This is a genomic window from Streptomyces sp. KR80, assembly GCF_052245555.1.
In the GTDB taxonomy this organism is placed as follows: Bacteria; Actinomycetota; Actinomycetes; order Streptomycetales; family Streptomycetaceae; genus Streptomyces.
In genome coordinates this window covers 423,523-446,445 of the sequence record NZ_JBQQCD010000003.1, presented here as the reverse complement: position 1 = coordinate 446,445, position 22,923 = coordinate 423,523, and the positions used below count along the sequence as shown (strand labels likewise).

Sequence of the window (22,923 nt, the reverse complement as noted above, 5' to 3'; positions counted from 1 at the left end):
TGCTCCCGCCCTCCGTCCCCTCAGACCTGCGTGCGGTGGAAATTCTGATACGAGCGCGAGGGCGTCGGCCCGCGCTGCCCCTGGTAGCGGGAGCCGTACCGCTCGGAGCCGTACGGGTGCTCGGCGGGGGAGGTCAGCCGGAACATGCACAGCTGCCCGATCTTCATCCCGGGCCAGAGCTTGATCGGCAGCGTGGCGACGTTCGACAGCTCGAGCGTCACATGTCCCGAGAACCCAGGGTCGATGAAGCCTGCCGTGGAATGTGTCAGCAGTCCCAGCCGTCCCAGGGAGCTCTTCCCTTCCAGCCGCGAGGCGAGGTCGTCCGGCAGCGTGATGACCTCGTAGGTCGAGGCGAGCACGAACTCACCGGGGTGCAGGATGAAGGCCTCGTCCCCCTCGGGCTCGACGAGCCGCGTGAGATCGGCCTGTTCCACGGCCGGATCGATGTGGGGGTACCGGTGGTTCTCGAACACCCGGAAGAAGCGGTCCAGCCGCACATCGATGCTCGACGGCTGCACCATGGCGGGGTCGTACGGATCGATCCGCACCCGCCCGGCGTCGATCTCGGTCCGGATGTCCTTGTCAGAGAGAAGCACGATCCGAAGGTTACGCGGACGACGCGGGCCCGGCCCAATCGGACCGGGCCCGCGAGCCGAAGACGGCCTCACGTCGGCGTCGGCGCCTCTCCGCTACGGCCCCGCCGCCGGCTCGATTTCGTCTTCCCCTATCGCTTCGCCACCACGACCGGCACCGGTACGGCGTGCCTCAGCCGGGCGCACCGGGGGCAGCGCAGCAGCCGCCCGGGGCCGAGCCGGTCGGGACCGAGGTTCTGCATCGGGAACGAAGCGGTGCTGAACACGTGCCCTTCGGCACAACGAACGACGGTGCGCTCCATCGGGTCCCTTCCCCACAGAGGTGAACGACAAAAGCCACATTAGGGGATGACCCAGGCGCCACTCCACGCGGCACTCCGCGCCCCACGGTACGCCCCAACTCCCGCCCCTCACAGCCCCATCCCCCTCCCGGGCGCCCCACCCCGGACACCCGAGCGACTGCCTCCCCGAACAGCGCGAAGGCCCCGCGGCGAATACACCGGGGGCCAGCAATGAGGTACAGTGTGCGACGTTGAGAGGCCTCAAATGGCTCTCTTACGCGGGTGTAGTTTAATGGTAGAACATGAGCTTCCCAAGCTCAGAGCGCGGGTTCGATTCCCGTCACCCGCTCCAACCGAAAGCCCCAGGCCAGCGGCCCGGGGCTTCCTTGTTCTCTAAGCCAGCTTCGATACTCCCCGGCCCCTCCGCGTGCCCCAACTCCGCGAAAAGCGCTGCTTGAACGGCTGTCGCCGCACCACTTCAGGTGGTGCGGCGACAGATCGTCGGGTGATCCGCCGACGTCCCAGCGGACGGTCTCCGGCACGAAATCCCGTGCGCGGCGCAGCGGCGACGGGTGCGAGGTCGAGCTCCACGGTTGACTGCCTCGCCGGACCGCCTTGATCAGCCGTGGCTGGGCCAGGGCGCGGCGGATAGGGTGCGAAGAACGCGCCAAGAGGCGTGGGGTGTGCCGGGAAGTCTGGTCGGTGTCGTAGGGCCGTGTGCCCGTACGCCGATGGCCTGGAGGTTCCTCCCTATGCCTGCTGCCCCACGGGAGCGTTCGGTCTTCCTCGGGATGCTGCCCTGGCCGGAGCGGGTGCAGGTGGCCCGGGCCCTGCGGACGGAGACGGTCGGCGGGCTCGTGCTCCTGGCCGCCGCCGTGGTGGCGCTGGTGTGGGCGAACACCCCGTGGAGCGGAAGCTACGAGGCGCTGCGCGATCTCCACTTCGGGGTCGCCGCACTCGGGCTGGACCTGTCGGTGGAGCACTGGACCGCCGACGGGCTGCTCACCCTCTTCTTCCTGGTCGCGGGGATCGAGCTCAAGCGCGAACTGGTGGCCGGCGGGCTGCGCACCCGGGCCGCGGCGGCCCTGCCGGTGGTCGCCGCGGTGTGCGGCATGGCGGTGCCCGCTGCGATCTACCTCGCCACGGTCTCGGCCGGCGACGGGCGTGCGGGAGGCTGGGCGGTGCCGATGGCCACCGACATCGCCTTCGCCCTGGCCGTACTGGCCGTGCTGAGCACACACATGCCCACCGCTCTGCGGGCCTTCCTGCTGACCCTGGCGGTCGTCGACGACCTGGGCGCGATCCTGGTCGTGGCGGTGTTCTTCTCCAGCGGACTGAACCCGGCCGCCCTCGGGGGAGCTTTCGCCGGGCTGGGGGTGTTCTACCTGCTGCAGCGGTTCCGGGTGCGCGGCTGGTGGTGGTACGTGCCGCTGGGCGTGACCATCTGGGCGCTGATGTACAACGGCGGGGTGCACGCCACGGTGGCCGGGGTGGCGATGGGCCTGCTCCTGCGCTGCGCCCGCGACCAGGGCGCGGGGGAGGATGCCTCGCCCGGAGAGCGCACCGAACACCTGCTCCGGCCCGTCTCGGCCGGTATCGCCGTGCCGCTGTTCGCCCTCTTCGCCGCCGGAGTGAGCGTCTCGGCCCCCGTGCTGGGCGAGGTGTTCACCCGCCCGGAGCCGCTGGGCGTGGTGCTGGGCCTGGTCATCGGCAAGACGGTGGGGATCTTCGCCGGAACCTACCTCGCCGCCCGGTTCACCCGGGCCCAGCTCAACCCTGACCTGGCCTGGGCCGACGTCTTCGCCCTCGCGGTGCTGGCCGGTATCGGCTTCACCGTCGCCCTGCTGATCGGCGAGGTGGCCTTCCCCGACCCGGCCGACGTCGGCCACATCAAGGCCGCCGTCCTGATCGGCTCACTGCTCGCCGCAGGCGTGGCCGCGCTGCTGGTCAAACGCCGTGACCGCGTCTACCGCAGGCTATGGGAGGCGGAGAACCGCGACGAGGACGCTGACGGCATCCCCGACAGCCGTCTGTGAAGCCCCTGATCGCGTCGACGACCGCGTCAGGGACGCCGCGGGGGAGCCAGAGAGTCGCGCGGAGCGAGCTGCGTCATGGAGGCGTCCGTCGCGTACGTTTGCGGCCTTCAGCAGGTCTGTCCATGTGTGGGGATCTCAGCTTCGTCGTTTCCGTGCGCGTGCCACGCGGGGGAGTTCCTCGTGCAGCAGACGGCCGACCAGCGCGCCGCCGAAGACGACGACTCCGACGCCGACCAGCCAGGACTGGAGGACCAGGACGGTTCCGAAGGGCCCGTAGGTGACGGCGTTGGATGCGATCAATGGCGAGAAGACGAGCTGGGAGAAGCCCCTGAGACCGAGCAGCCCGACCACTGTGGCCACTGCGCCCGGCAACAGTGCGCGCCAGGCGACCCGCCCGCCGAGCAGCATCCGTTGCGACCACCAGAAGAACAGGATGGCGCTGAGCGACGCGGCGAACGCACCGGCCGGGGACTCACGCCGCAGCGTGGTGGTCGCGGAGGCAAAGAGGTAGCCGGTGAGTACGCCGAGCCACACCACATGCCGCCACCTGGCCCACCAGCGCCCTGGGGGAACATCCCAGACCTTCTCGTAGCCGGTCTGCACCGCCGACCCGAAGGTCAGACCAAAGACGGCGAGGGCGGCAATGCCGAACGCGGTCGTGGTCCGCAACGCCTGGCCAGGCCGGGCGAACAGCTCCTCGACCTCTGCTCTGGCAGCCGTCGACACGCCAAGCCCTTCCCCCAGCCACTGCGCAAACCCCCGCCCGCGCTCCGGATCGCCCGAGGAGACAATGATCAACAGTGGCACCAGCGTGAGGAGCCCGAGCGCCGCGAAGCCCAGCGAACGCGACCACAGTTCGAGATCGCTGCTCCGCCGCCATCCGCGTCCGACTGGTGAGCGGCTGATCGCACGGCGTAGCCGTCCGAACAGAGACGGACGGCCTGCGGCGTTGGAAGGCTTCCTCGACATGCCTGTCGACTACCACGGTCAATACCGTCGCCGCGCGAGGCGCGACGCAGAGGTTCCGGATAGCCTGGAAGAGCAACGGGCTACCGGGATCAGCGCGCTGCGACTGCCCGTGGACGGCTCGCACCGGCCCGGGTGCACGGCTCAGGAGGACAGACCATGATCCATGCAGCCGATATCCGTGAGTGGCGCAACCATAACGTCCTCGACCCGAAGGGCCACAAGATCGGCGTTCTCGAAGCGATCTACGTGGACACCACCACCGACGAACCGGCCATGGCCACGGTCCGGACCGGACTCCCCACCCGTCACCACCTAGCCTTCGTTCCCCTCGACGACGCGCTCCTCGGGCCGGACTACGTCAAAGTCTCCTACGCCAGGGCGCTGGTGAAGAAGGCGCCCTCAGTCGGCATGGACGACATCCTGCCCGCCGAGGCAGAGGAAGCGATCTTCCAGCACTACGACATGACCTACCAGACGGGCGCACGCGGCGAGAGGCAACTCGCCCGCCGCTGAACGCCCGGCGCTCGGTCCAAAGGAGGTGTTCGCATCATGGCTCTCTTCCTGCTCCTCGTCTTGGTCGCCGTCGTGTTGGGAATCATCGGCGTGGTAGCGGAGGGGCTGTTCTACCTGCTGATCATCGGCATCGTGGTCCTCGTAGCCGCTCTGGCCTTCATCGGTGTGCGTTGGTCTCGGCGGACGGGGCGGCACCCCATCCGATGAAAGGTCGGTGACATGGCCGAGGAGTGACCCACGCAGCTCCCCCACGCGCCGTCGAGGGAGCGGGTGCGCGCCGGTTGACGCCCGGCCCCGTCAGGGTGAGCCGCTGGATTCCTGACCCGGCTGCGGGTCAGCCGCTGGATTCGCCGTGCGTGTGCGTGGGATTGACGCCGGTCTCGATGAGGATCTGCTCGGCCTGGGTGACGTTCTCGGCCTGTATGGCCCGGGCCATCGCGGCGCGCGCCGCCTCAGGCGTGGTCTGCGGCGGAATCACGAGCAGCGCAAAGTAATCCTGATCGCCGCGGGTGATGAGGACCGTGTCGTCGCCGACCGGGAAGGAGTCGATGTGCACGACCCGGTCGTCGATGATCAGACGTGTCGGGAGGTCCGCCCAGGCACTCGCGTCCAGGCCGACGCGCGTGATGGGGCCGAGATGCTCGGTCAACGCGCTGACAAGGCTGGGCAGCTCGGCGCCGATGTCGCGGGAGCGCGGCCACCACGCGCCATCGAGAATTCCCTCGCGGGACCGTGTCGTCTGCAACCTCAAGAGAGCTGTCCCCGGTTTCACCGCCTGGTGGATCGCGTCCGGCAGGAGCTTGGGGAAGCGTGGGGTGTCGGAGTCGGCCATGGTCTGCTCGCCCGTCTGCGAGGCTTGATAGCCCTGTTGATTTACGGGGCCGACACCGGCGTGGCGCCGGGAAGTGCCCCTGTGTCTTCACGGTACGCCGCGGGTCGGCGTACAGCTCGTCTGCAGAGCCGGGTTCGGCATCCCGCACGCACCACGTCGCGTTGATCTTCACCGGAGCTGCCAACGCGTGGGGCGGGGCTCGGCACCGCGCCTTGGGCGCGGTCCTGGCTGGCAGCCAGCCGGTCCTCCGAGCAGGACCGCACACTGACGGACGAAGTCTGAGGCCAGGACCCTCGACGGTGCCCGGCACGAGTGGGCGGCAATCATGGCAACACTCCACGAGCGGAAGAACTACCGCGAAGCGATCATGAAGACCCTGTACGAGTCCACGGAAGGCAATCGCCTCCATGGCGTCACCGGGGCGAAGCTACGCGACGACCTCCACATCCTGCGCAGAACCTGGCCGCAGCCTGCACATATCTGGTGAGCGAGGGCTCATCACAGTCGACTGGGCCCGGGAAATACACCCGCGATGGTCACGCTGACGCATCAGGGAATCCGGCTCATGAGGCCGAAGAGGAGGAACGCGGCTGACGCGACGATGAGCCCCTTCCGATCAAGGACCGGATTACGCAAAAAGTTCCTTCTGCCGGATAAGTAGCACAGGCATAACATGGTGAGTGGGTCGTTGCACTCTCACGTGCAACCGGCCTGGAAGGGCGGCCCCGGTGTGTATACACCGGGGCCGTTGCGCACTGTCGGCGCGACGGCAGGGAACGAGCGGATCCTGGCGCGTATGGCGGCCGGGCAAATGCACCGAGGCCAAGGACCAGGCTGCCCTGTGACCCACTCGTTGGAGACCGCTGGCTCGCCAGGTCCCGGCGCCGCGAACCCATGAGCGTGGCTGCGGAGATCCAGGGGTCTCTGCCACCGCCGTTGGCAATGTCCGAGATCTACGCGTTCATGGATCGGGCCGTCGACGAGCAGTTCGGGCCCGAACGATTCGTCACCGCGCAGATGATGCGCCTGAACATCGCAACGGGTCACCTGCAGTGGGCTCCCCTTGCAGATCGGGGCGATCCGTCCCGGAGTACTGGACCTGTATCGCGGGCAGCCGGGTGGGTTGAACGCGGATGCGCTGGCCGACGCGTTGGTGTTTGCCGACACTGCGACCCGGGTGCTGCTCGACACGCAGGCCTGCGTGTCGACCGATCCGGCCGATAGTACGGCATTGGGCGGGCAGTTCGAGGGCATGGGCGGATACAGGGCCGAGATCGACCAAGCAACGGGCATGCTTACGGAACAGCTTGGCGTCGGCATCGATGAGGCATTCATCCGTCTGCGTGCCTACGCCTACGCCTACGATCGTCGGCTGGCCGAGGTGGCCCGTGACGTGGTGTCCCGCAGACTCCGCCTCAGTCCCGACCCCGACCCGGCGAGCGACAATGCCTGATCTCCCGGTGGCCGAGGAACACTTCCTGCCTTCCCGGCTCCCCGGGGCGGCAGTACCGTCATCAGAGGGTGAGCAGGATGGATGAGCAGCTCCTGGCCAGGACGTTCGTCGAGCTGGCCGACAACCTTGTTACGGACTTCGACCTGATCGACTTCCTCCGGTTGCTCACCGACCGTTGCGTGGGAATGCTCGACGTGTCTGCAGCAGGTCTGCTGCTCGCGGACCGGGACGGCGAACTCCGGGTGATGGCGGCCTCCGACGAACAGGTCCGCCTCCTGGAGCTGTTCCAGCTCCAGAACGACCAGGGGCCATGCCTGGAGTGCTTCCGTCGCGGGTCAGCGGTGACGGTTCCGGACGTGGAGGCCGAGGTCGATCGGTGGCCCCGGTTTGTGGTGGAGTCCCGGGCGAGCGGGTTCGCCGCGGTCCAGGCCCTGCCGATGCGTCTGCGCGACGAGGTCGTCGGAGCACTCAACCTGTTCCGGGCGACCCCCGGTCCTTTCGATCCCGGCACCACTCCCATCGCCCAGGCATTGGCCGATGTCGCCACCATCAGCCTGTTGCAGCAACGCTCCGCCCATCGCAGTGGCGTGCTCAACGAGCAGCTGCAGACCGCGCTGAACAGCCGAGTGGTGATCGAGCAGGCCAAGGGCAAGGTCGCCGAACGCTTCGGTGTCGATATGGAGCAGGCCTTCACAGCTCTGCGGAGCTACGCACGCTCGCACAATCGCCGTCTGTCCGACCTTGCCCACGCCTTCATCGTCGGCTCCGAATCCCTCGCTGAATTGGATCTTCGCCCCCGGCTCTGACGGCAGTTGCGGCCGGACGGTTTCCCGACGGTGAGTTCGCCGCCTCGCGATGGCAGGGCGCGAAGAGCAGCCACAATCCCGAGCGCAGCCGTGCGGCGACGGCGTACTCGGGGAGTCCCAGGGCCTCGGAGGCCGTGACACAGGTGCGGTCACCGATGAGCGTGAGGGCCAGCTCGACGCGGTCAAGGGGGGAGGCGTCATCCGGGCACCGGCCTCTGGTGGCAACGGCGTCGAGGTGGGTATGCCGCGGGCGTGTTCTGCGCGGTGCGAGCGGGTCGTCCGGTTCGGTGAGCAACTCGGCCATGGCTGCACCGCCCACGCTCGGGGCGTCCATCATGAGGGTGGACAGGGCGTGGATGATCGCCAGGTGGCGGTCGCACCAGGCGATGATCGAGCGCTGGCGGGCGAGGAGCCTTTCGGCCCGAGGGTCCCGAGCCGAAGCGCCGGAATACGACTCGATCGGCATGATCACCACAGCCGCTCGGGGTCGCGCACCAGGACCATGAACCTCCCCCGGACGTATGGCGTTCGAGGGCGGGCGGTTGTCGCCCTGATGGTTGCGTTCATCGGCGCTCCCCAGATGCGGTTCCGTCCGGCGGGATGCCGGACTGTGGCCACGTCGGGGTCCGGGACGTTGAATGGGCAGCCTAGTGCCGGGTGTGCGTCCGGACCAGGGTGCCTGCACTGCACTGCCAGCCTCGCGGGACGTCGGTCGTCCCGGGCCGGGTTGGGGTGGCGGGACACCCCCGTCTACTCCGGTCGCTGACTGTGGGCGTCGTGCGCCAGGGCGTTCGGCCGAGCGGGGACTCCCCGGGCGCGGAGCAAGGGCGCGCCTGGCGACGTGCGGACCTCTCCGATCTCCTGCCATCCCCAGGACCGGTAGGTGGCGCAGGCCGGGAGGTTGGCCTGATCCACCAGGGCGGCCCCGAGCGTCGCGTGCTGCCCAGCAGGCGCTCGCCGGCCGATCCGACGCCCCGGCGCCCCGACGCCCCGACGCCGAAGGATCTTCGACCAGCTCGCCTACCTCACCTAGGACCCTGGCGCCGGGTACTCCCGGCAGCAGATCGTGGACCAGGTGCGGGACCCGCACTTCTTCGGCCCCACCAAAACCCTGGATGTACAGGTGGCCGCTCTGCGCCGCACACTCGGCGACCCGGCGTGGATCGAGAACCGGAGGCGGATTTCGAGCCCACTCGATGGACGTACACTCGGCCCATGGGTCGCACAAGTGCCGTGAGGGAGTGCCTGCAGCAGGCCACCTGTGCGCTGTGCCCGGCCGCTGCGGGTTCGGCAGTCGTCGGCCCGGCGACCGCGGCTGACGTCGAGGCCCCCGTAACCGGCCGCACTGCGTTGCACGGCCACGGCTAGCGATTCTCGGCGGCCCTGCCCCGGGGCCCTGCCCCCGGCTTGCTGATCTTCCAAGAACACCGCGGGACGTCTTACGCCGGGCGGAGCTGACGCGTCGGCTCTCATCGGATGTGTCTGCGCCACCTGTTCCACATCATCACCGCAGCTTCCGGCGCGCCGCCGGTGCTGCCGCCTGGCGACGGCCGCACGACCGGGCCGATCCACCTTCGAAGGGATCATAGTGAAGCTGAGCGAGCTGCTGGCCGGGCAGGAACACCACGTTCTCCAGGGCGACCCGGAGAAGACGTGGATCACCGCGGGAACGACCTTCGACGCCAACCGGGTGACGCCGGGTTTGCTGTTCATCGCGGTGCCCGATCACCGTGAAGGGGGCCCCGACGCCGTGGCACCGGCCCTCGCGCGCGGCGCGGCGGCGGTCATTGTCGACGGCAGGGCACCGGACATTCCGGCGTCGGTGTGGGCGTCGGCGGCGGGTGTGTGCGCCGTGCGGGTGCCGGATACCCGGACCGCGGCCGCGGTCATCGCCTCCCGCTACTTTGGCGAGCCGGGGCGGCAGATGGACATCGTGGCGATCACCGGCACCAACGGGAAGACATCGGTGTCGTACATGGTCGAGTCGGTGCTGCGGATCTCCGAGGGCGCGAAGGTGGGGGTCGTCGGGACAGCCGGCAGCCGGATCGGCGACGAGCTGATTCCGATGCCGAGGTCGGTGCTGACCACGCCGGAGTCGCCGGACCTGCAGTACCTGCTGGGGTGCATGCGCGACCGCGGGGCCGGCAGCGTGGTGCTGGAGGCTACGTCAATGGGCCTGCTGACGCACCGGGTGGACCGTACGTTCATCGACGTCGGGGTCTTCACCAATCTGACGCAGGATCACCTGGACGATCACGGAACGATGGCGAACTACCGGGATGCCAAGTTGCGTCTGTTCCAGGGCTTGTGCCAGACCGCAGTGGTCAACACCGACGACCCTGTGGGTGCTGTGATCCTGGCGATGATGCCCGGCCTGGTGACCACGTACGCCCTTGACACCGAGGCGGACTACCGGGCCACCGACATCACCGTAGACACCTTCGGCACGCGGTTCACCCTGCACCACGACGGCCGCAAGTATCCGGCGGCGGTCCCCGTCCCAGGACGGTTCTCGGTGGCCAACGCGCTTGCCACCGTGGCAGCCTGCCACATTCTGGGGCACGATTTGGGCGGGCTGGTCGCCGCGCTCGACCGGATGCCTCCCGTCCCAGGCCGGTTCGAACGCGTATCGACCCCGCGCGGCACGTCGGTGATCGTGGACTACGCCCACTCACCGGACTCCCTGAACAAGGTCCTGACCACCATCCGCGGCTTCGCCCGCGGCCAGGTCATCACCGTCTTCGGCTGCGGCGGGGACCGGGACACCACCAAACGGGCCGACATGGGGAGGATCGCCGGGACCCACTCCGACCTGTGCGTCCTCACCTCGGACAACCCCCGCAACGAAGACCCCCGGACAATCCAGGACCAGATCGCCCCAGGCATCGCGGCGACCGGCACACCGTTCGAACGGTTCACCGACCGCCGTCAGGCGATCGCTTTCGCCCTCTCCGTCGCCGGCCCGGACGACATCGTCCTGATCGCCGGCAAAGGCAGCGAGCCTCACCAGATCGTCGGTGAGAATTTGCTCCCCTTCAGCGACATGGCGACAGTGCTCGAACTCGCCGGGGCATAGCGGCCACTGGTGCTGCTGACTGCGCGGCGGTCGTCAGGCAGAGGCCGGCGCGGCGGCGGCGGCCATGAGCAGCTCGGCGTCCGCCTCCGTCGTCTCGGGCGGGACGACCAGCAGGTCCCATCGGCCCTGGCCGGGGGCGAGCAGACAGATGGTGGGCGGGCCGTGGTGCGTGGTCGACCTGCCCAGTCGTACCACGTGGTTGGCGACGAGCATGCGGCGGGGCGAGGAGGACCACGTCGCGCCGCTCACCGTGACGCGGGCGATCTGTCCCCAGGTGCGCGGCAATGCGGCGAGCAGCAGCGGCAGTTCGGCGACGAGGTCGCGGGTGTGCGGCCACCACGCGCCGTCGATACGGCGTGGAAGCGCGCCGCGCGGTGCGAGGCGCATGCGTACAAGGGGAAGAGAGGGCAGAGGCTGGACAGTGGTGGCCAAGGGGACTCCAGTCCGAGGACACGGTGCCAGGCGCGTCCGACGAGTTGGTGGGATTGAGGGGCAGAGCGAGGTGACCGGGGCTCAGTAGCGGCGGGCGGCGATACGGTCGGCCGTGGGCCAGCGCACGTCACGGACCAAGCCGAGGCGCTCCAGGAGGCGGATGACCGCGGCGGAGGGGTCGAGCTGGCCGCGGTCGACGCCGTGGCGGGCGCTGGTCGGTTCGGCGTGGTGGAGGTTGTGCCAGCTCTCCCCGAACGAAAGCAGGGCCAGCGGCCACAGGTTCGTGGCCCGGTCGTGGCGCCGGGTACGGAACGGCCGGTCACCGATCACATGGCACAGCGAGTTCACACTCCACGTCACATGGTGCAGCAGGGCGATGCGGACCAGCCCCGCCCACAGCAGCGCGGTCAGGGCGTGCACCCAGGTGCCGCCGATCGCCCAGCCGGCCGCGAGTGGCAGGGCGAGGGTGAGCACGCACAGCGCCGGGAAAGCCCGGGAGACCGCGCGGATGTCACGGTCGGCGAGTAGGTCGGGGGCGTAGCGGTCGGCGGACGTACGGTCGTTGCGGAACAGCCAGCCGACGTGCGAGTGCAGCAACCCGCGCAGCTGTCCGCCCAGGCCGGCGCCGTAGCGGTACGGAGAGTGGGGATCGCCGGGACGGTCGGTGAAGGCGTGATGGCGACGGTGGGTGGCGACCCAGCCGATGACGTCGCCCTGGAAGCTCATCGATCCGGCGACGGCGAGCGCGATGCGAACGGGGCGGGCGGCCGCGTAGCTGCCGTGGGTGAGACCGCGGTGGAAGCCGACCGTGACGCCGAGTCCCGTGATCACGTAGAGGGCGAGGCCGAGGAGGACGTCGGCGGGGTGGAGCAGGCTTCCCCACAGCAGCCAGACGGCCAGGCCGAGCGCGAGGAACGGCGCGACGACGATCGCCGCGGTCACCGCAACGTACAGCCGATCACTGCCGCTCCGCGCGGGTGCGGGGGCGTCTGCCGGGAAGGGGGCCGATCCGTCGTACTTCTGAGGCGGCGGGGCCGCGTCCAGCGGGACGACGGCTTCGGAATGTACTGAACTGAGCGACATGCAAGGCTCCTTGACCTCGGTGCGGGGATGCGGCCGGGGTCTGGGGCAGCCCTGATGCAAATGGAGGGATGAATGGGGCGCGGCGGATACGGGCGGAAGGGCGGTCAGGCGCTCTCGTCCGGGATTCGTCGGGTCGGTCGACGGCCTGCTGGCATTGAGCCAGGACCGCAACGGGTCGGACGGCTCCCGACCGGTCGAGGTGTCGACAGTCAGGTGCAGACGGTCCCGGACTGACGTGCCCGGTTCGTCGCACGGAGGGGAAGTCAACTTGAGCGCCGGGATGCGAAAATGCTCTCGGCTGTCTTCAGGGTACTCCAGCGGTGCCTCGGCAGGGAGGCCGAAGCAGTGACGGTGCCCCGCGTTTCAGCAGCGGACCGGCCGCGGATGCGGCGGCGGACGGGGCATGACGGTCAGCGCGCCACCCGGGTCGGGGCGGACACCAAGCTCGCCCAGATCGCCCGCCTGGTGGAAGAGGCCCAGTCCGGCAAGGCGGCCGTACAGCGGCTGGCCGACCGGGTATCGGCGATCTTCGTCCCCATCGTGATCCTGCTGGCAGTGGGGACGCTGTTCGGCTGGCTGATCCTGGACTACCCGGCGGGCCGTCGCGGGGGCCGCGATGGCCTCCTCCTCGGTCTTCGTCGTCAGCAACAGCCTGCGCCTGCGCCGCTTCCAGCCGACCAACCGCACCTGAGCCGTCGGTCGCAGCCCTGCCCCGACCGGGACCACGGGATGGAGCGGGCGCGGATGCGGGGTCAGGCGGCGGGCCGTGCCGTGTAGTCGCCGGCCCCTTCCACCGCCGCGATCAGTGCGGCGGTGTCCACGTCGGCGCCCTCTTCGAGGCGGACGGTGGTGCGTCCGGTGCGCATGTCGGTGGTGGCCGAGCGGACTCCGGGCAGTTCTTCGAGCTCGTCGTCGATGAGCGGGCCGCAGCTGTTGCAGTGCATGCCCTCGACCTGGAGGACCACCTGCGGGCCGGCTACGGTCTCGGTCTTCTTACGGCTGAACAGGCTCATGCGTGTCCCTACTTGAAGGTGATGGTGCCGGTCTGCATGCCCATGGCGCAGGAGAAACCGAGGGTGCCGGGCTTGCGGGTGCCCAGGTCGACCTCGGTGTAGCCGTTGCGTTTGACGATCTCCTGGACGCCGAGTTCGGGAATGGTGAAGGCGCGCGCGCAGCCACCGGAGTCCTTGCCGTGCAGCACCAACGTGGTGGGCACGCCCGCCTTCGCAGTGAACTCAGTGGGGACATAGAAGTCCGTCACGGTCAGGGTGACGATCTGCCGACCGGAGGTGTCCATGCGCACAGGCTCGCCGGACCCGGACGTCTGCCCGCCCCCAGGATCGGCCTCGGGCTCCTCCGTCCCGCCTTCGACAGTGAACGGTTCTGCCGCCGCGGTGGGCCTGTCTCCCGAGGAGAAGGAGACCCAGCCTCCAGCCTGCAGCCCGGAGGCCACCGTCCAGACGGCGATCGCCAGGACCAGCACACCGGTGAGGGAGGCGAGTCGACCGGAGAGTGCCTGGCTGGAGCGACGGAACAGATAGCCGAGGGCTGCGAACAGAGGGGCCGTACCCAGCACGAATCCCGCCATGATCGCAGCCCCGCCCACAGGAGATCCGGAGGTGACCGCGATCAGCTCCACCGACAGCGTCACCCCGCAAGGAACGAGAACCGTGGCGAAGCCGATCAGGGCCGGGGTGGCCACCGAGTCGGTCTTGGCGCTGCGCCGCAGCAGCCGGCCGAAGGAGGCCGGAGGCCGGGGCACCAGCCGCCCCACCGCCTTGACCCCGAACGTGTCCAAGGCGAATAGCACCATCAGCAGCCCGGCGGCCACCAACAGCACCGCCTGGGTACGGGGGCTGGGCTGCAGCACATCGCCGAACAACCCCAGCAGGGCGCCCAGCACGGTGTGGGAGAGCAGCTTCCCGGCGAGGAACGCGCCGACCGGGGCCAGCGGCTTGGGCTCTGCCGCAGCCGCGGCGGTCGCGGCCCGCTCTGTGAGCTGCTGCTTCTTCGCTCGGGATGTGGGGAGGGAGGGCTTCGAGTTCGTCTGGGCGGGGGTGCGGCGGCGGGTCACCGCGCCGGCCAGCAGGCCCCCTTGAACGGCGGCGCAGGAGGCACCACCGGCGAGCAGACCGGTGCTCACACCGGTGACGAGCAATGCGACGGACGACGACATACGTCGAGATCTCCTGATCGGTCAGGACGGCATGCACAAGGGCACGCCGAAGTGGACGTGGGCATCACCTCCTCCCGCAGGGCGCAAACCCCGCGGGCGGCGAACCATCACGTCCGCGACACACACAACCGGTGCAGATCAGGAGGGGGCACCGGCGGTGGCGGCGCGTTGGCCTGCGACACCAGGGCCGCAGGGGAGCAGGCCACAGCCCGCGGCGATTCCCCGAGCGCCGTAGCCACCGGGCCGTCCGGTACGACGGTGGCCTGCGGTGTCTCGCACTGTTGCTGGATCATCGGGCAGTGCGGACCATGACCCGCAGAATAGGTCATCATCAACTGCGCCGGATGCCCAGCGGTCTCCGTGAGCATCCGCCCGCCGGACGCGGCTCCACCGCTCGTGGTCGACGAGGCGGACTTCATCGGGGCGGGCATCTCCATCGCCAAGGCAGGACGTGCCAGCCCGGACAGACACAGCATGAGCGCGCATACAAGCAGCGCCCCGGACCAGGTCCGGAGCGGCGGCGGCACGCGACGCGTCATGCGCGCCATGCTAGGCCACGTCCGCCCACCCTTCGGCGGGTCAGCCGAATGGGGCCGCGTCACATCAACGCCGCGTGGTTCAGGGGGCACCAGGAGCGAAGGGTGAGGCACCGGAGCGGGCCGCGAGTGGCCGGGCCGTGGAACGTCTCGGCCACCCGCGGTCACGCGGCGATCAGCTCACTGGATCACTGGGATCCGGTGTACTCGAAGATGTAGAGGCCGTGGTCGCGGTCGGAGGCGGCGACGTACTCCTTGCCGCCGGACTCGAAGACTTCGACGCCCCAGAAGTTGTTGCCTCCCTCGGCGATGAGGTGGCCGACCTCGACGATCCGGTTGTTCACGATCTTCGCGACCCGGAAGCCGCCCGCGTAGTACGAGAAGTAGGCGAGATCGGCCCGCTTCTGCGACGTGGCGACCTCATGGATGGAGAGGTCGCCGGAGCCCGATGCGTGCTCGGGCTGGTGCGCCTCGGGGAGGGCGTAGGTGTCGAGCTCGGTCAGCTTGCCGCCCTCGTTGCGGTACAGGTGCGCATATCCCCAGCCGTCGAAGTACGACGAGAAGGTCAGCCGGTCGCCCTTGGTCCCGATCGCCACGGGCAGCGCGGCGGGACCGGATCCGGCGAGGCAGTCGGCGTCGCTGTACGGCTGGTCGAAGATGGCGAAACCCTGCCCACGCGGTGCGACGCCGAAGGTCGGGATGTCGCCTTCGACGCTCATGCCGCCCGTCTGGTCGCAGGCGTCCGTACCGGTGCGGTTGAACACGAGGACCGCGTCGTAGCCGCCCGCGGCGATGACGTTCGCGACCTTCTCGGTGAAGGTGCACACCCCCCGCTCCACGACGGCGACGTCCACGGAGCCCGCGTCACCGGCGGGCACTGTCGCGTCGCCATTGCAGGCACGCCCCACGAACACCGAGCCGCCGGTGATCGTCTGCCCCTCGGCCAGACGCCGGGTGTTGCTTCCCTGGCCGGCCGTGATCTCCGTGTCGTCATCGAGGTTCCTCCCGGACAGCGCGTACGGCGAGAAGTCCTCGTCGGCGCCGATGACGTAACGGTTGTCGAGAGTGAACTCGGCTTGGTGACCGTTTCCTTCCGGAGCCACGCTGAAGCCGCTCTCCGCGGCCTCGGGGTCGAGCTCGGCGAAGTCGGTGTCGCCGAGGTAACTGATGTTCCGGGGATCGGTCACGTCGAGTGCCACATAGCCGGCGTCCCAGTACGAGGCCAGCATGACCTGCTTGCCGCCGATCTCCTTGACGACCATGTCGTGCAGGAAGATCTCGGTGAGGTTGGCGGGTGCCGACTGGACGATCTGCGGGAACTTCTCGTCCAGGTCGTACTCGGCGATGAGCTTCGCCTTCTTCGGGTCGGTGATGTCGATGATGTCGACGTCCGGGCCCTCTTCGTTGTCGACGATGACGGCGTACGCCTTGTTGCCCGCGTCCCAGGCGAAGACGCTGTGGATCTCGTTGGCGTCCTTCTTGCCCTGACCCATAACGGTGGAGTCGCCGAGCCCTTCGACCAGTGGGGTGGGGTGGGCGGGATTGCTGACGTCGTAGATGTTCAGGCCCCCGAACCCGGCGGTGTCCTTGCACTTCTCGTTGTTGCTGACGAGCACATCGCCGTTGAAGGACGGCGTGTCGATATGCAGGGTCTGAATACCCTCACCAGGGGCACTGCCCTCCTTCGCCTGGATGAAGGCGACTTCCTTCGGCGAGACGGGCTTGCGGACATCCACGACGTGCACACCGTTGTACTTGCACGTCGCGCCTCCCCAGGCAGCCAGATAGGCGTATCCGTTGAAGACACCGACGTCGGCGATCTTCTCGGGCTCGACGTTCTTCAGACCGAGTTTGCTGACGAGCCGGACATTCTCACTGCTCGCCGGGAGGTGACCCTCATCCCCTCCATGCTGATGATGATCGTGAGTGGCCTTGGCGTGATCGATGATGCCGTCGTCGGCGGAAGCGCCGTCATGAGCTTGCGCGACGCCGACGAGAGCGGCCGCGGCCAGGGTTACTGCCGCGGCAAGACTCGCGCCGACCCGTATGCGGGCATTGCGCATAGTTCTCCTCAAGCCGTGCGGCCGGGGTGGACCGGCCGGTGACGAGCCAACCCCCCAAGCGGAAGCTCAGGTTCGGGGAACCTATTTCGTGCTCTGCCCCTACGAGAAGACCTCTGACATGACAATTAAGGCGACGGTATGTTTCGCCGTCGACAAGAGTGTGACAAATCCGGATGTGCCTGGACTGCGAGCACGAGGACATCACCCCGTGCCCGCAGTTCCAGAAGGTGGCGCCTCAACGAATCGGCCGCCGCGCCTCTGGCCTACGGGTACAGCGGCGCCCGGCCGCACGGTCCGGCAGCGTCGGCCTGCGCGGCTCTGTGGTCCTTACTCCTTAGTCAGCGCTGGTAAAGGCCGACCAGTGTGCCGCTGGCGAGTTCCCCTTGCCGGTCGACGGCACGGTGGACCTCGCGGGCGGTCGGCCGGTCGGACAGGGAGAGCCGGTCGGGAAGGGCGTACAGGTGGAAGATGTACCGGTGCGCGTTGTCGCCGACCGGCGGCAGCGGCCCGTCCCACCCGTCGTCGCCGAATCCATTGGTGTACGCATGGGCGCCCGGGGGCGTCTCCCCGGCGTCCAGTCCGGACTTGTCCGGCGGGATGCCGGTGACCAGCCAGTGGACGAAGGTCCCGGAGGGCGCGTCGGGGTCCTCGCACAGGAGGACCAGCTCGGCCGCCTCGTCCGGCACCCCGGACCAGGTCAACGGCGGCGAGACGTTGTCCCCGTCCTTCGAGTAGTGGCGGGGAATCACGGTGTGGTCACTGAATGCTGAACTGTGCAGCTCTATTCCGGTCATGCCGCCGCGGTACCCCTGCACTGGCCGATCATGCCGGTTTTCGGCAAGCCCGGCCCGGACGCCGTGATGCCTCTCCCGACCAGCGGAGAGCGGGACCGCTCCGAGACGTCGCGGAGCAGCTCAGGGAGGCCACGCCTTGCCGACCACGAAGGACACCACGGTGCCGCCGAAGCGGCTCGGCCCGGCGTCCCAGGAGTCCGCGAGCGCGTCGACCAGGCGCAGACCTCTGCCGTGCGCCTCGCCGGCCGGCGACTCGCGCATCCGCACGTCCGCCGGGAACCCCGGGCTGTGCACCTCGACGCGCAGCGCGTCCCCTTCGCGCCACCACTCGACCCGTATCCGCCACTCGTCCTCGGCCCGACTGTGAAGGATGGCGTTGGTCACCAGCTCGGAGAGCATCAAGAGGCAGTCGTCGAGTGAGCAGGCCGGGTCGTGGCGGGCGAGGAACTTCCGGAACCAGCGGCGTGCCTGCGGAACGGACTCCGGAAGCGGATACAAGGTCATCGCCCCGAGCGGTACGCGCTCCACACCGGCTTTTCCACGGCCGTCCGTGACGTCGTCCATCCGCCCGCTCCTCACCGGTGCCGTCGCAGCCCAGGCATCGACTCCTGAGGGTCGCGCGGGCAGGACTGTCGTCAGTGCGCGATTCGCCAGGACCACGCGAAAACCCACGTGTTTCCAGCCCCGCTCACGACACCCCCTACAGATGAAACGTGCGTCACCCCTCGGGCGGCTCAACGCCCGCGCCATGCCCGTTTTTCATCAGCGGTTCTCGGCCACGTCGCATAGCGCGGGAATCAGACCGTTGGGTCGCGTGACCGGCCCGACGGCCGCAGTCAAGTGTGACCGCGAGTAGCGCCAAGTGTGATTCTTGTCAAGTCTCTTGACGCTCACGAACCTTTAACGAATCGCTGACCTTCGCGCCGTTGTGGTGTCACAGTGGCCAACGAGGCTGCAGTTACCGGCTAGTTGGAAACCCGAGAGAGGAGGGCACCGTGGCACGGCACCGCATCACACCGGACGTTCTCGCACGGCTCGGCGCTCTCCTGCTGACGGTGCTCACGGTCCTGCTGTTCTCCCAGGCGCAATCGCCCGCCGCCACAGCGGACGCGCGCGGCGGCGAGTCCGGGTGCAAGGCCGGCTCCTTGTCCCACGAGGTCCTCTGGGACGCCCCGAATCCCCCGGACCCCGCGGACTGCCCAGACGTCCCCGAGACCCCGGATCCGCTGCGCGACAGCCGACCGTACAGCCGACCGACCGCCCACGCTCCGCACACCAGCGGCCGCTCCTCCCCGGCACTCATCGGCGACATCGACGCAGTCGGCTCCCGCAACGTCCTCCGCCCCCGCGCGGCGGACGGGTGCCACCACGGTCCACACGGACGGGGAGCCGCTCCACGTCACGCTGCTCTGCAGGTGTTCCGCCTCTGATCGAACCAGTCGGTCCCCGCACGGCTTCCCCCACCCTCACCTGCGATCCGACCCAGGACGACCCAAGGCGTGCCCCCCTCCCCGGGCCCGCTGGAGGAACACCCATGCATCTGCTCATGAAGAACGCCCGCGCCTTCCGGGACCGGGCCGCCGCGTGCGCCGACGAGTTCGGCCGCCTCGCGCACGGTCAGTCCCCGGAAGCCCTGTTCATCACCTGCTCCGACTCGCGCGTGATCCCCGCCCTGATCACCGGAGCCCGCCCCGGCGAGCTCTTCGAACTGCGCACGGCCGGCGGCATCATCCCCGTATACCGCCCCGGGCGGCCCTCGAGCGAAGCGGCCACCATCGAATACGCCGTCGAGGTGCTCGACGTCGCCGACATCGTCGTCTGCGGGCACTCCCATTGCGGGGCCGTCGGCGCGTTGGTACGTGGCGAGGACCTGTCGGCGGTGCCCGCGGTCCGCGAGTGGCTGGAGAGCACCCCGCCTCCGTCCACCGCCGCCGCCCCGGACCGCCCCGACATCGCCGAGGGCGTCCAGGACCATGTGCTCCGACAGCTGAACCGGCTGCGCGACTATCCCTGTGTCGCGCGCCGGGTGTCCGACGGACGGCTGCGCCTGCACGGCTGGTTCTACGCGATAGACACCGGCTCCGTGCTCGTCCGCGGTCCGCACGACGACGGCTTTCTCCCGCTATGAGCGCCGACACCCGCGTACGCGGGAACCGCGGACGTCACCGACGACGCTCGGCGCCGACGGGCCCCGAACGACCCTCCGGCGCCACACTGCGGACCGACGCCATCGCGTCCGTCGTCGTCTTTCTCGTCGCCCTGCCGCTGTGCGTGGGCGTGGCCGTCGCCTCCTCGGTCCCGGCCGAACTCGGCCTGGTGACCGGCATCGTCGGCGGTCTCGTGACCGGCTTGCTCCCCGGGAGCAGTCTCCAGGTCAGCGGACCCGCCGCAGGACTGACCGTACTCGTCCTCGAAGCGGTGACCGAGTACGGGCTCGGGGCCCTGGGCGTCTTCGTCCTGATCGCCGGCGTGCTCCAACTGGTGATGGGTGCCCTGCGGCTGGGTCGCTGGTTCCGCGCCATCTCCGTCTCCGTCGTCGAAGGAATGCTCGCCGGCATCGGCCTGGTGCTGATCGCCGGTCAGCTGTACGCCATGGCGGACGCGAAGGCGCCCGGCTCAGGACCCGCGAACCTCGCGGGGCTGCCCCGCCTGTTGGCCGATACGGCCGGTTCGCCCCAGGCGCTGACGGCCTTCGGCCTGGGCGCGGGCACGGTCGTGCTGATGGCGGTCTGGAAACATCTGCCGCCGAAGGCCCGTCTCATTCCGGCGCCGCTGGCCGCCGTGGGGCTGGCCACGGCCGCGGTGACGCTGTTCCACCTGCCCGTGAAACGGGTGGAGGTGCAGGGCCTGTTGGGCGCGATCCGGCCACCCTCGACCGACGACCTCGGCAGGATCGCGGACGTCGGCACGGCCGGGGCGATCGGCACCGTCGTCGCCATCACGCTCATCGCCTCGGCGGAGAGCCTGTTCAGCGCCGCGGCGGTCGACCGGCTGCACAGTGGCCCCGGCACCGACTACGACAAGGAGTTGATGGCGCAGGGAGCGGGCAACGCCGTGTGCGGTGCACTCGGCGCCCTGCCGATGACCGCGGTCATCGTGCGCAGCGCCGCCAACGTCCAGGCGGGGGCCAGGACCAAGGCATCACGCGTGCTGCACGGCGTATGGCTGCTCCTCTTCGCCGCGCTGCTGCCCGCGGCGCTCGGCCTCATCCCGGTCGCCTCCCTCGCGGGCATCCTCGTCTTCTCGGGCTGGAAGCTCATCCCCCTCAAGGAGCTGGCACCGCTGTGGCGTGAACACCGCGGTGAGGCCCTGATCCTGGGAGCGACAGCGATCGCCATCGTCGCGACCAACATGTTCGAAGGTGTACTGGCCGGTCTGCTGCTCGCGGTCGCCAAGACCGCGTGGGAGACCTCGCACGTCCAGGTGCACGTCGACGAGGGACACGACCCGTCCGCCCCGCTGCGCGTGGTCGTCTCGGGCAACGCCACCTTTCTGCGGCTGCCCCGGATCCTCGACACCCTCGAAGCGCTGCCCAAGGACCGGCACATCGAGCTGGATCTGCTCGAGTTGCGCCATCTGGACCATGCGTGCCATACCGCGCTCACGACCTGGGCGGATCGGCACAACAGTACGGAGGGAGCCACCCGCGTGCTGATGCCTACGGTCTGACCGGGCGCCGGGCCTGTTCGTCTCCGGCCCCGTGGTGCGGTGCCTCTCGGCCCACCGCACCACGGGGCCCATCGCGTATCCGGCGGTGCCCGGAAGAGTCACAACACCCGGCCGGGCCGCGCCCGCAGGGAATGTAAGGTGCGAAGGGGACCTAATGACACGCCAGAGTTGATCTCGGGGAGGCAGTGGGGTGACGGCAGGCGCGCAGCGCGGGCAGCAGGAAGACCGCGACCCGTACTTCGACAACGCGAAGCTGCTGGCCATGGTCCTGGTCGTGGCGGGGCACGCTTGGCAGCCCCTGAAGGACAGCCGTGCCGTGTGGGCCGGCTATCTCTTCATCTACACCTTCCACATGCCGGTGTTCATCGTGCTCTCCGGCTACTTCTCCCGCAGCTTCGCCTTCAAGCCGGGCCAGATCAAGCGCCTGATCGCCGGCATCGCCGTGCCGTACGCGGTGTTCGAGACGGTGTACACGCTCTACGGCAACGCCGTCGACGACCGCGGCAACGAGATCAGCCTGTTGTCCCCGTGGTACCTCACCTGGTTCCTGATCGCCCTCTTCGTCTGGCGGCTCACCGCCCCCGTCTGGCGGGTGATGCGGTGGTACGTCTCCCTCGGACTCGCCGTGGTCATCGCGCTGATCGGGGCGGCGACGGAGCTCGGCCCCGTGTTGGGCCTCGACCGCGTCCTGCAGTTCCTGCCGTTCTTCGTGATCGGCCTGCTGATGCGCCCCGAGCACTGGGAGCTGCTGCGGACGAAGTGGGTGCGCATCGGCGCCGTGCCCGTGATGGCGGCGGCTGCCGTGACCGCGTACTGGGCCAACGGACGGATGACCTCCGAGTGGGCCGTCCGCAGCAAGAGCTGGGCAGAACTCCAGGTGTCCTGGCCGGTTGGGGCGGCGATGACGCTGGCACTGCTGGTCTGCTCGCTGCTCCTCATCGCGTCCTTCCTGGCCTGGGTGCCGCGCCGGGCCACCTGGTTCACCGCCCTGGGGGCGGGGACGCTGTACGCCTATCTGCTGCACGGACTCGTCATCCGCACCGCGGCGTGGGAGGGCTGGTACGAACCGGCGTTCTGGCACACCCCGGCCGGCCAGTCCGTGGTGACGGTGCTCGGTGTCTGCCTCGCCCTGGCCCTCAGCTCGCCACTGGTGCGCCAGCTCTTCCGTCCGGTCGTGGAGCCGCGTCTCGACTGGGCGTTCCACCGCTCCGTCCGGGCGTAGGCCGTCCGCGCGGGTCGATGTCCGAGCCGCCGGTCAGGGATCGAAGACCAGGAAGCTCTCGGTACCGGTCCGGTGCAACGCCTGGTGGACCTCGCGCGACGCACCGCGGATATGGACCGTGGCCGGCGGATAGGTCGTCATCAGCGGCCTCATCAGCGCGAAGGCGCAAGCAGTGTCCAGCTCCGTGACCTGGCTCAGATCGAGCACCCACTCCTGTACGCCCCGCAGGACGGATTCGAGCAGACACTCCTCGATTTCGAGGGCGGCCCTCCCGGTCACCTCGCCGGAGAGGGCGAGCTCGGCGCGTTCCCCGTCAACCGACACCACCCGGATACGACGTTCGGGCGGGGCCGTGCCGTTCGGCTCAACCGATGCCATGGAACCTCCTC

26 protein-coding genes, 1 tRNA gene and 2 pseudogenes are annotated in these 22,923 nt (G+C 69.2%); 16 read left to right on the top strand and 13 right to left on the bottom strand.

Going from position 1 to position 22,923, the window contains the following annotated elements; genetic code table 11:
* Nucleotides 1-20 precede the first annotated feature (20 nt).
* Complete coding sequence (gene dcd, locus ACTWQI_RS07480; RefSeq protein WP_443268603.1) at nucleotides 21-596, bottom strand: dCTP deaminase; 576 nt, start codon at nucleotides 594-596, stop codon at nucleotides 21-23.
* A gap of 556 nt (nucleotides 597-1,152) precedes the next feature.
* Between dcd and ACTWQI_RS07475 the strand changes: the two genes are divergently transcribed.
* A tRNA-Gly gene (locus tag ACTWQI_RS07475) sits at nucleotides 1,153-1,226 on the top strand.
* A gap of 400 nt (nucleotides 1,227-1,626) precedes the next feature.
* A complete protein-coding gene (gene nhaA / locus ACTWQI_RS07470; protein ID WP_443268601.1) occupies nucleotides 1,627-2,910 on the top strand; it encodes a Na+/H+ antiporter NhaA in 1,284 nt (427 codons plus the stop codon).
* Between the two features lie 135 nt (nucleotides 2,911-3,045).
* On the opposite strand, the gene ACTWQI_RS07465 is transcribed toward nhaA, so the two are convergent.
* Nucleotides 3,046-3,879: a YhjD/YihY/BrkB family envelope integrity protein gene (locus ACTWQI_RS07465; protein WP_443268600.1), complete on the bottom strand. Its 834-nt coding sequence runs from the start codon at nucleotides 3,877-3,879 to the stop codon at nucleotides 3,046-3,048.
* A 156-nt stretch (nucleotides 3,880-4,035) separates the two neighbouring features.
* On the opposite strand from ACTWQI_RS07465, the gene ACTWQI_RS07460 reads away from it, so the two are divergent.
* Nucleotides 4,036-4,392 (top strand): PRC-barrel domain-containing protein, encoded by a 357-nt coding sequence (locus tag ACTWQI_RS07460; protein ID WP_443268598.1) that lies wholly within the window; start codon nucleotides 4,036-4,038, stop codon nucleotides 4,390-4,392.
* 36 nt (nucleotides 4,393-4,428) lie between these two features.
* Nucleotides 4,429-4,599, top strand: coding sequence for a hypothetical protein (locus ACTWQI_RS07455; RefSeq protein WP_443268596.1), 171 nt, complete (start codon nucleotides 4,429-4,431; stop codon nucleotides 4,597-4,599).
* Between the two features lie 127 nt (nucleotides 4,600-4,726).
* Here ACTWQI_RS07455 and ACTWQI_RS07450 read toward each other — a convergent pair whose 3' ends face one another.
* Complete coding sequence (locus ACTWQI_RS07450; protein WP_443268594.1) at nucleotides 4,727-5,224, bottom strand: DUF5994 family protein; 498 nt, start codon at nucleotides 5,222-5,224, stop codon at nucleotides 4,727-4,729.
* Between the two features lie 325 nt (nucleotides 5,225-5,549).
* On the opposite strand from ACTWQI_RS07450, the gene ACTWQI_RS07445 reads away from it, so the two are divergent.
* The 4 genes and pseudogenes from ACTWQI_RS07445 to ACTWQI_RS07430 all read left to right on the top strand — a co-directional run bounded on the left by ACTWQI_RS07445 (nucleotide 5,550) and on the right by ACTWQI_RS07430 (nucleotide 7,483).
* On the top strand, nucleotides 5,550-5,711 hold the full coding sequence (locus tag ACTWQI_RS07445) for a hypothetical protein (protein WP_443268592.1): 162 nt from the start codon (nucleotides 5,550-5,552) through the stop codon (nucleotides 5,709-5,711).
* A 386-nt stretch (nucleotides 5,712-6,097) separates the two neighbouring features.
* Nucleotides 6,098-6,280 (top strand): annotated as a pseudogene (locus tag ACTWQI_RS07440) (hypothetical protein); the annotation flags it as partial.
* Between the two features lie 7 nt (nucleotides 6,281-6,287).
* Nucleotides 6,288-6,677 (top strand): ANTAR domain-containing protein, encoded by a 390-nt coding sequence (locus ACTWQI_RS07435; RefSeq protein WP_443268590.1) that lies wholly within the window; start codon nucleotides 6,288-6,290, stop codon nucleotides 6,675-6,677.
* A 77-nt stretch (nucleotides 6,678-6,754) separates the two neighbouring features.
* Nucleotides 6,755-7,483 (top strand): GAF and ANTAR domain-containing protein, encoded by a 729-nt coding sequence (locus ACTWQI_RS07430; RefSeq protein WP_443268588.1) that lies wholly within the window; start codon nucleotides 6,755-6,757, stop codon nucleotides 7,481-7,483.
* On the opposite strand, the gene ACTWQI_RS07425 is transcribed toward ACTWQI_RS07430, so the two are convergent.
* The gene (locus tag ACTWQI_RS07425; protein WP_443268586.1) at nucleotides 7,431-7,949 is read right to left on the bottom strand and encodes a hypothetical protein; all 519 of its coding nucleotides are present in this window, start codon (nucleotides 7,947-7,949) and stop codon (nucleotides 7,431-7,433) included. The genes ACTWQI_RS07430 and ACTWQI_RS07425 overlap by 53 nt on opposite strands.
* A 600-nt stretch (nucleotides 7,950-8,549) precedes the next feature.
* Between ACTWQI_RS07425 and ACTWQI_RS07420 the strand changes: the two genes are divergently transcribed.
* The 3 genes from ACTWQI_RS07420 to ACTWQI_RS07410 all read left to right on the top strand — a co-directional run bounded on the left by ACTWQI_RS07420 (nucleotide 8,550) and on the right by ACTWQI_RS07410 (nucleotide 10,559).
* Complete coding sequence (locus tag ACTWQI_RS07420; protein WP_443268584.1) at nucleotides 8,550-8,720, top strand: helix-turn-helix domain-containing protein; 171 nt, start codon at nucleotides 8,550-8,552, stop codon at nucleotides 8,718-8,720.
* Entirely contained in the window at nucleotides 8,699-8,851 is a 153-nt protein-coding gene (locus ACTWQI_RS07415; RefSeq protein ID WP_443268691.1) for a hypothetical protein, read from the top strand. The genes ACTWQI_RS07420 and ACTWQI_RS07415 overlap by 22 nt, the downstream gene beginning before the upstream one ends.
* A gap of 220 nt (nucleotides 8,852-9,071) precedes the next feature.
* Entirely contained in the window at nucleotides 9,072-10,559 is a 1,488-nt protein-coding gene (locus ACTWQI_RS07410) for a UDP-N-acetylmuramoyl-L-alanyl-D-glutamate--2,6-diaminopimelate ligase (protein WP_443268582.1), read from the top strand.
* A 33-nt stretch (nucleotides 10,560-10,592) separates the two neighbouring features.
* Here ACTWQI_RS07410 and ACTWQI_RS07405 read toward each other — a convergent pair whose 3' ends face one another.
* The gene (locus ACTWQI_RS07405; protein WP_443268580.1) at nucleotides 10,593-10,946 is read right to left on the bottom strand and encodes a DUF5994 family protein; all 354 of its coding nucleotides are present in this window, start codon (nucleotides 10,944-10,946) and stop codon (nucleotides 10,593-10,595) included.
* 126 nt (nucleotides 10,947-11,072) lie between these two features.
* Nucleotides 11,073-12,074 (bottom strand): acyl-CoA desaturase, encoded by a 1,002-nt coding sequence (locus tag ACTWQI_RS07400; RefSeq protein WP_443268578.1) that lies wholly within the window; start codon nucleotides 12,072-12,074, stop codon nucleotides 11,073-11,075.
* Between the two features lie 417 nt (nucleotides 12,075-12,491).
* On the opposite strand from ACTWQI_RS07400, the pseudogene ACTWQI_RS07395 reads away from it, so the two are divergent.
* A pseudogene (locus ACTWQI_RS07395) lies at nucleotides 12,492-12,656 on the top strand (P-type ATPase); the annotation flags it as partial.
* A 170-nt stretch (nucleotides 12,657-12,826) separates the two neighbouring features.
* Here ACTWQI_RS07395 and ACTWQI_RS07390 read toward each other — a convergent pair.
* The 6 genes from ACTWQI_RS07390 to ACTWQI_RS07365 all read right to left on the bottom strand — a co-directional run bounded on the left by ACTWQI_RS07390 (nucleotide 12,827) and on the right by ACTWQI_RS07365 (nucleotide 18,207).
* Nucleotides 12,827-13,087 carry a heavy-metal-associated domain-containing protein gene (locus ACTWQI_RS07390; RefSeq protein ID WP_443268576.1) on the bottom strand — a complete coding sequence of 87 codons (261 nt, stop codon included), beginning with the start codon at nucleotides 13,085-13,087 and terminating at the stop codon, nucleotides 12,827-12,829.
* 8 nt (nucleotides 13,088-13,095) lie between these two features.
* Nucleotides 13,096-14,250 (bottom strand): urease accessory protein UreH domain-containing protein, encoded by a 1,155-nt coding sequence (locus ACTWQI_RS07385; protein ID WP_443268574.1) that lies wholly within the window; start codon nucleotides 14,248-14,250, stop codon nucleotides 13,096-13,098.
* A 107-nt stretch (nucleotides 14,251-14,357) separates the two neighbouring features.
* The gene (locus ACTWQI_RS07380; protein ID WP_443268572.1) at nucleotides 14,358-14,789 is read right to left on the bottom strand and encodes a hypothetical protein; all 432 of its coding nucleotides are present in this window, start codon (nucleotides 14,787-14,789) and stop codon (nucleotides 14,358-14,360) included.
* 185 nt (nucleotides 14,790-14,974) lie between these two features.
* Complete coding sequence (locus ACTWQI_RS07375; protein WP_443268570.1) at nucleotides 14,975-16,849, bottom strand: PA domain-containing protein; 1,875 nt, start codon at nucleotides 16,847-16,849, stop codon at nucleotides 14,975-14,977.
* Nucleotides 16,850-17,187: 338 nt separating this feature from the next.
* Nucleotides 17,188-17,643 (bottom strand): YbhB/YbcL family Raf kinase inhibitor-like protein, encoded by a 456-nt coding sequence (locus ACTWQI_RS07370; RefSeq protein WP_443268568.1) that lies wholly within the window; start codon nucleotides 17,641-17,643, stop codon nucleotides 17,188-17,190.
* Nucleotides 17,644-17,763: 120 nt separating this feature from the next.
* On the bottom strand, nucleotides 17,764-18,207 hold the full coding sequence (locus ACTWQI_RS07365) for an ATP-binding protein (protein WP_443268566.1): 444 nt from the start codon (nucleotides 18,205-18,207) through the stop codon (nucleotides 17,764-17,766).
* Nucleotides 18,208-18,638: 431 nt separating this feature from the next.
* Between ACTWQI_RS07365 and ACTWQI_RS07360 the strand changes: the two genes are divergently transcribed.
* The 4 genes from ACTWQI_RS07360 to ACTWQI_RS07345 all read left to right on the top strand — a co-directional run bounded on the left by ACTWQI_RS07360 (nucleotide 18,639) and on the right by ACTWQI_RS07345 (nucleotide 22,534).
* On the top strand, nucleotides 18,639-19,073 hold the full coding sequence (locus ACTWQI_RS07360) for a hypothetical protein (protein WP_443268564.1): 435 nt from the start codon (nucleotides 18,639-18,641) through the stop codon (nucleotides 19,071-19,073).
* A gap of 104 nt (nucleotides 19,074-19,177) precedes the next feature.
* Nucleotides 19,178-19,771, top strand: a complete 594-nt coding sequence (locus ACTWQI_RS07355; RefSeq protein ID WP_443268562.1) for a carbonic anhydrase — start codon at nucleotides 19,178-19,180, stop codon at nucleotides 19,769-19,771.
* On the top strand, nucleotides 19,768-21,312 hold the full coding sequence (locus tag ACTWQI_RS07350; RefSeq protein WP_443268560.1) for a SulP family inorganic anion transporter: 1,545 nt from the start codon (nucleotides 19,768-19,770) through the stop codon (nucleotides 21,310-21,312). The genes ACTWQI_RS07355 and ACTWQI_RS07350 overlap by 4 nt, the downstream gene beginning before the upstream one ends.
* Before the next feature lie 190 nt (nucleotides 21,313-21,502).
* Nucleotides 21,503-22,534 (top strand): acyltransferase family protein, encoded by a 1,032-nt coding sequence (locus ACTWQI_RS07345; RefSeq protein ID WP_443268558.1) that lies wholly within the window; start codon nucleotides 21,503-21,505, stop codon nucleotides 22,532-22,534.
* A 33-nt stretch (nucleotides 22,535-22,567) separates the two neighbouring features.
* Here ACTWQI_RS07345 and ACTWQI_RS07340 read toward each other — a convergent pair whose 3' ends face one another.
* On the bottom strand, nucleotides 22,568-22,912 hold the full coding sequence (locus tag ACTWQI_RS07340; RefSeq protein ID WP_443268556.1) for an STAS domain-containing protein: 345 nt from the start codon (nucleotides 22,910-22,912) through the stop codon (nucleotides 22,568-22,570).
* Nucleotides 22,913-22,923: the final 11 nt, after the last annotated feature.

Excerpts from the sequence above, each read along its gene's own strand:
- nhaA (WP_443268601.1), top strand. The coding sequence starts at position 1,627 with ATGCCTGCTGCCCCACGGGAGCGTTCGGTCTTCCTCGGGATGCTGCCC.
- ACTWQI_RS07465 (WP_443268600.1), bottom strand. The coding sequence starts at position 3,879 with ATGTCGAGGAAGCCTTCCAACGCCGCAGGCCGTCCGTCTCTGTTCGGA.
- ACTWQI_RS07460 (WP_443268598.1), top strand. The coding sequence starts at position 4,036 with ATGATCCATGCAGCCGATATCCGTGAGTGGCGCAACCATAACGTCCTC.
- ACTWQI_RS07455 (WP_443268596.1), top strand. The coding sequence starts at position 4,429 with ATGGCTCTCTTCCTGCTCCTCGTCTTGGTCGCCGTCGTGTTGGGAATC.
- ACTWQI_RS07450 (WP_443268594.1), bottom strand. The coding sequence starts at position 5,224 with ATGGCCGACTCCGACACCCCACGCTTCCCCAAGCTCCTGCCGGACGCG.
- ACTWQI_RS07445 (WP_443268592.1), top strand. The coding sequence starts at position 5,550 with ATGGCAACACTCCACGAGCGGAAGAACTACCGCGAAGCGATCATGAAG.
- ACTWQI_RS07430 (WP_443268588.1), top strand. The coding sequence starts at position 6,755 with ATGGATGAGCAGCTCCTGGCCAGGACGTTCGTCGAGCTGGCCGACAAC.
- ACTWQI_RS07425 (WP_443268586.1), bottom strand. The coding sequence starts at position 7,949 with ATGCCGATCGAGTCGTATTCCGGCGCTTCGGCTCGGGACCCTCGGGCC.
- ACTWQI_RS07415 (WP_443268691.1), top strand. The coding sequence starts at position 8,699 with ATGGGTCGCACAAGTGCCGTGAGGGAGTGCCTGCAGCAGGCCACCTGT.
- ACTWQI_RS07405 (WP_443268580.1), bottom strand. The coding sequence starts at position 10,946 with ATGCGCCTCGCACCGCGCGGCGCGCTTCCACGCCGTATCGACGGCGCG.
- ACTWQI_RS07400 (WP_443268578.1), bottom strand. The coding sequence starts at position 12,074 with ATGTCGCTCAGTTCAGTACATTCCGAAGCCGTCGTCCCGCTGGACGCG.
- ACTWQI_RS07390 (WP_443268576.1), bottom strand. The coding sequence starts at position 13,087 with ATGAGCCTGTTCAGCCGTAAGAAGACCGAGACCGTAGCCGGCCCGCAG.
- ACTWQI_RS07385 (WP_443268574.1), bottom strand. The coding sequence starts at position 14,250 with ATGTCGTCGTCCGTCGCATTGCTCGTCACCGGTGTGAGCACCGGTCTG.
- ACTWQI_RS07380 (WP_443268572.1), bottom strand. The coding sequence starts at position 14,789 with ATGACGCGTCGCGTGCCGCCGCCGCTCCGGACCTGGTCCGGGGCGCTG.
- ACTWQI_RS07375 (WP_443268570.1), bottom strand. The coding sequence starts at position 16,849 with ATGCGCAATGCCCGCATACGGGTCGGCGCGAGTCTTGCCGCGGCAGTA.
- ACTWQI_RS07370 (WP_443268568.1), bottom strand. The coding sequence starts at position 17,643 with ATGACCGGAATAGAGCTGCACAGTTCAGCATTCAGTGACCACACCGTG.
- ACTWQI_RS07365 (WP_443268566.1), bottom strand. The coding sequence starts at position 18,207 with ATGGACGACGTCACGGACGGCCGTGGAAAAGCCGGTGTGGAGCGCGTA.
- ACTWQI_RS07355 (WP_443268562.1), top strand. The coding sequence starts at position 19,178 with ATGCATCTGCTCATGAAGAACGCCCGCGCCTTCCGGGACCGGGCCGCC.
- ACTWQI_RS07350 (WP_443268560.1), top strand. The coding sequence starts at position 19,768 with ATGAGCGCCGACACCCGCGTACGCGGGAACCGCGGACGTCACCGACGA.
- ACTWQI_RS07340 (WP_443268556.1), bottom strand. The coding sequence starts at position 22,912 with ATGGCATCGGTTGAGCCGAACGGCACGGCCCCGCCCGAACGTCGTATC.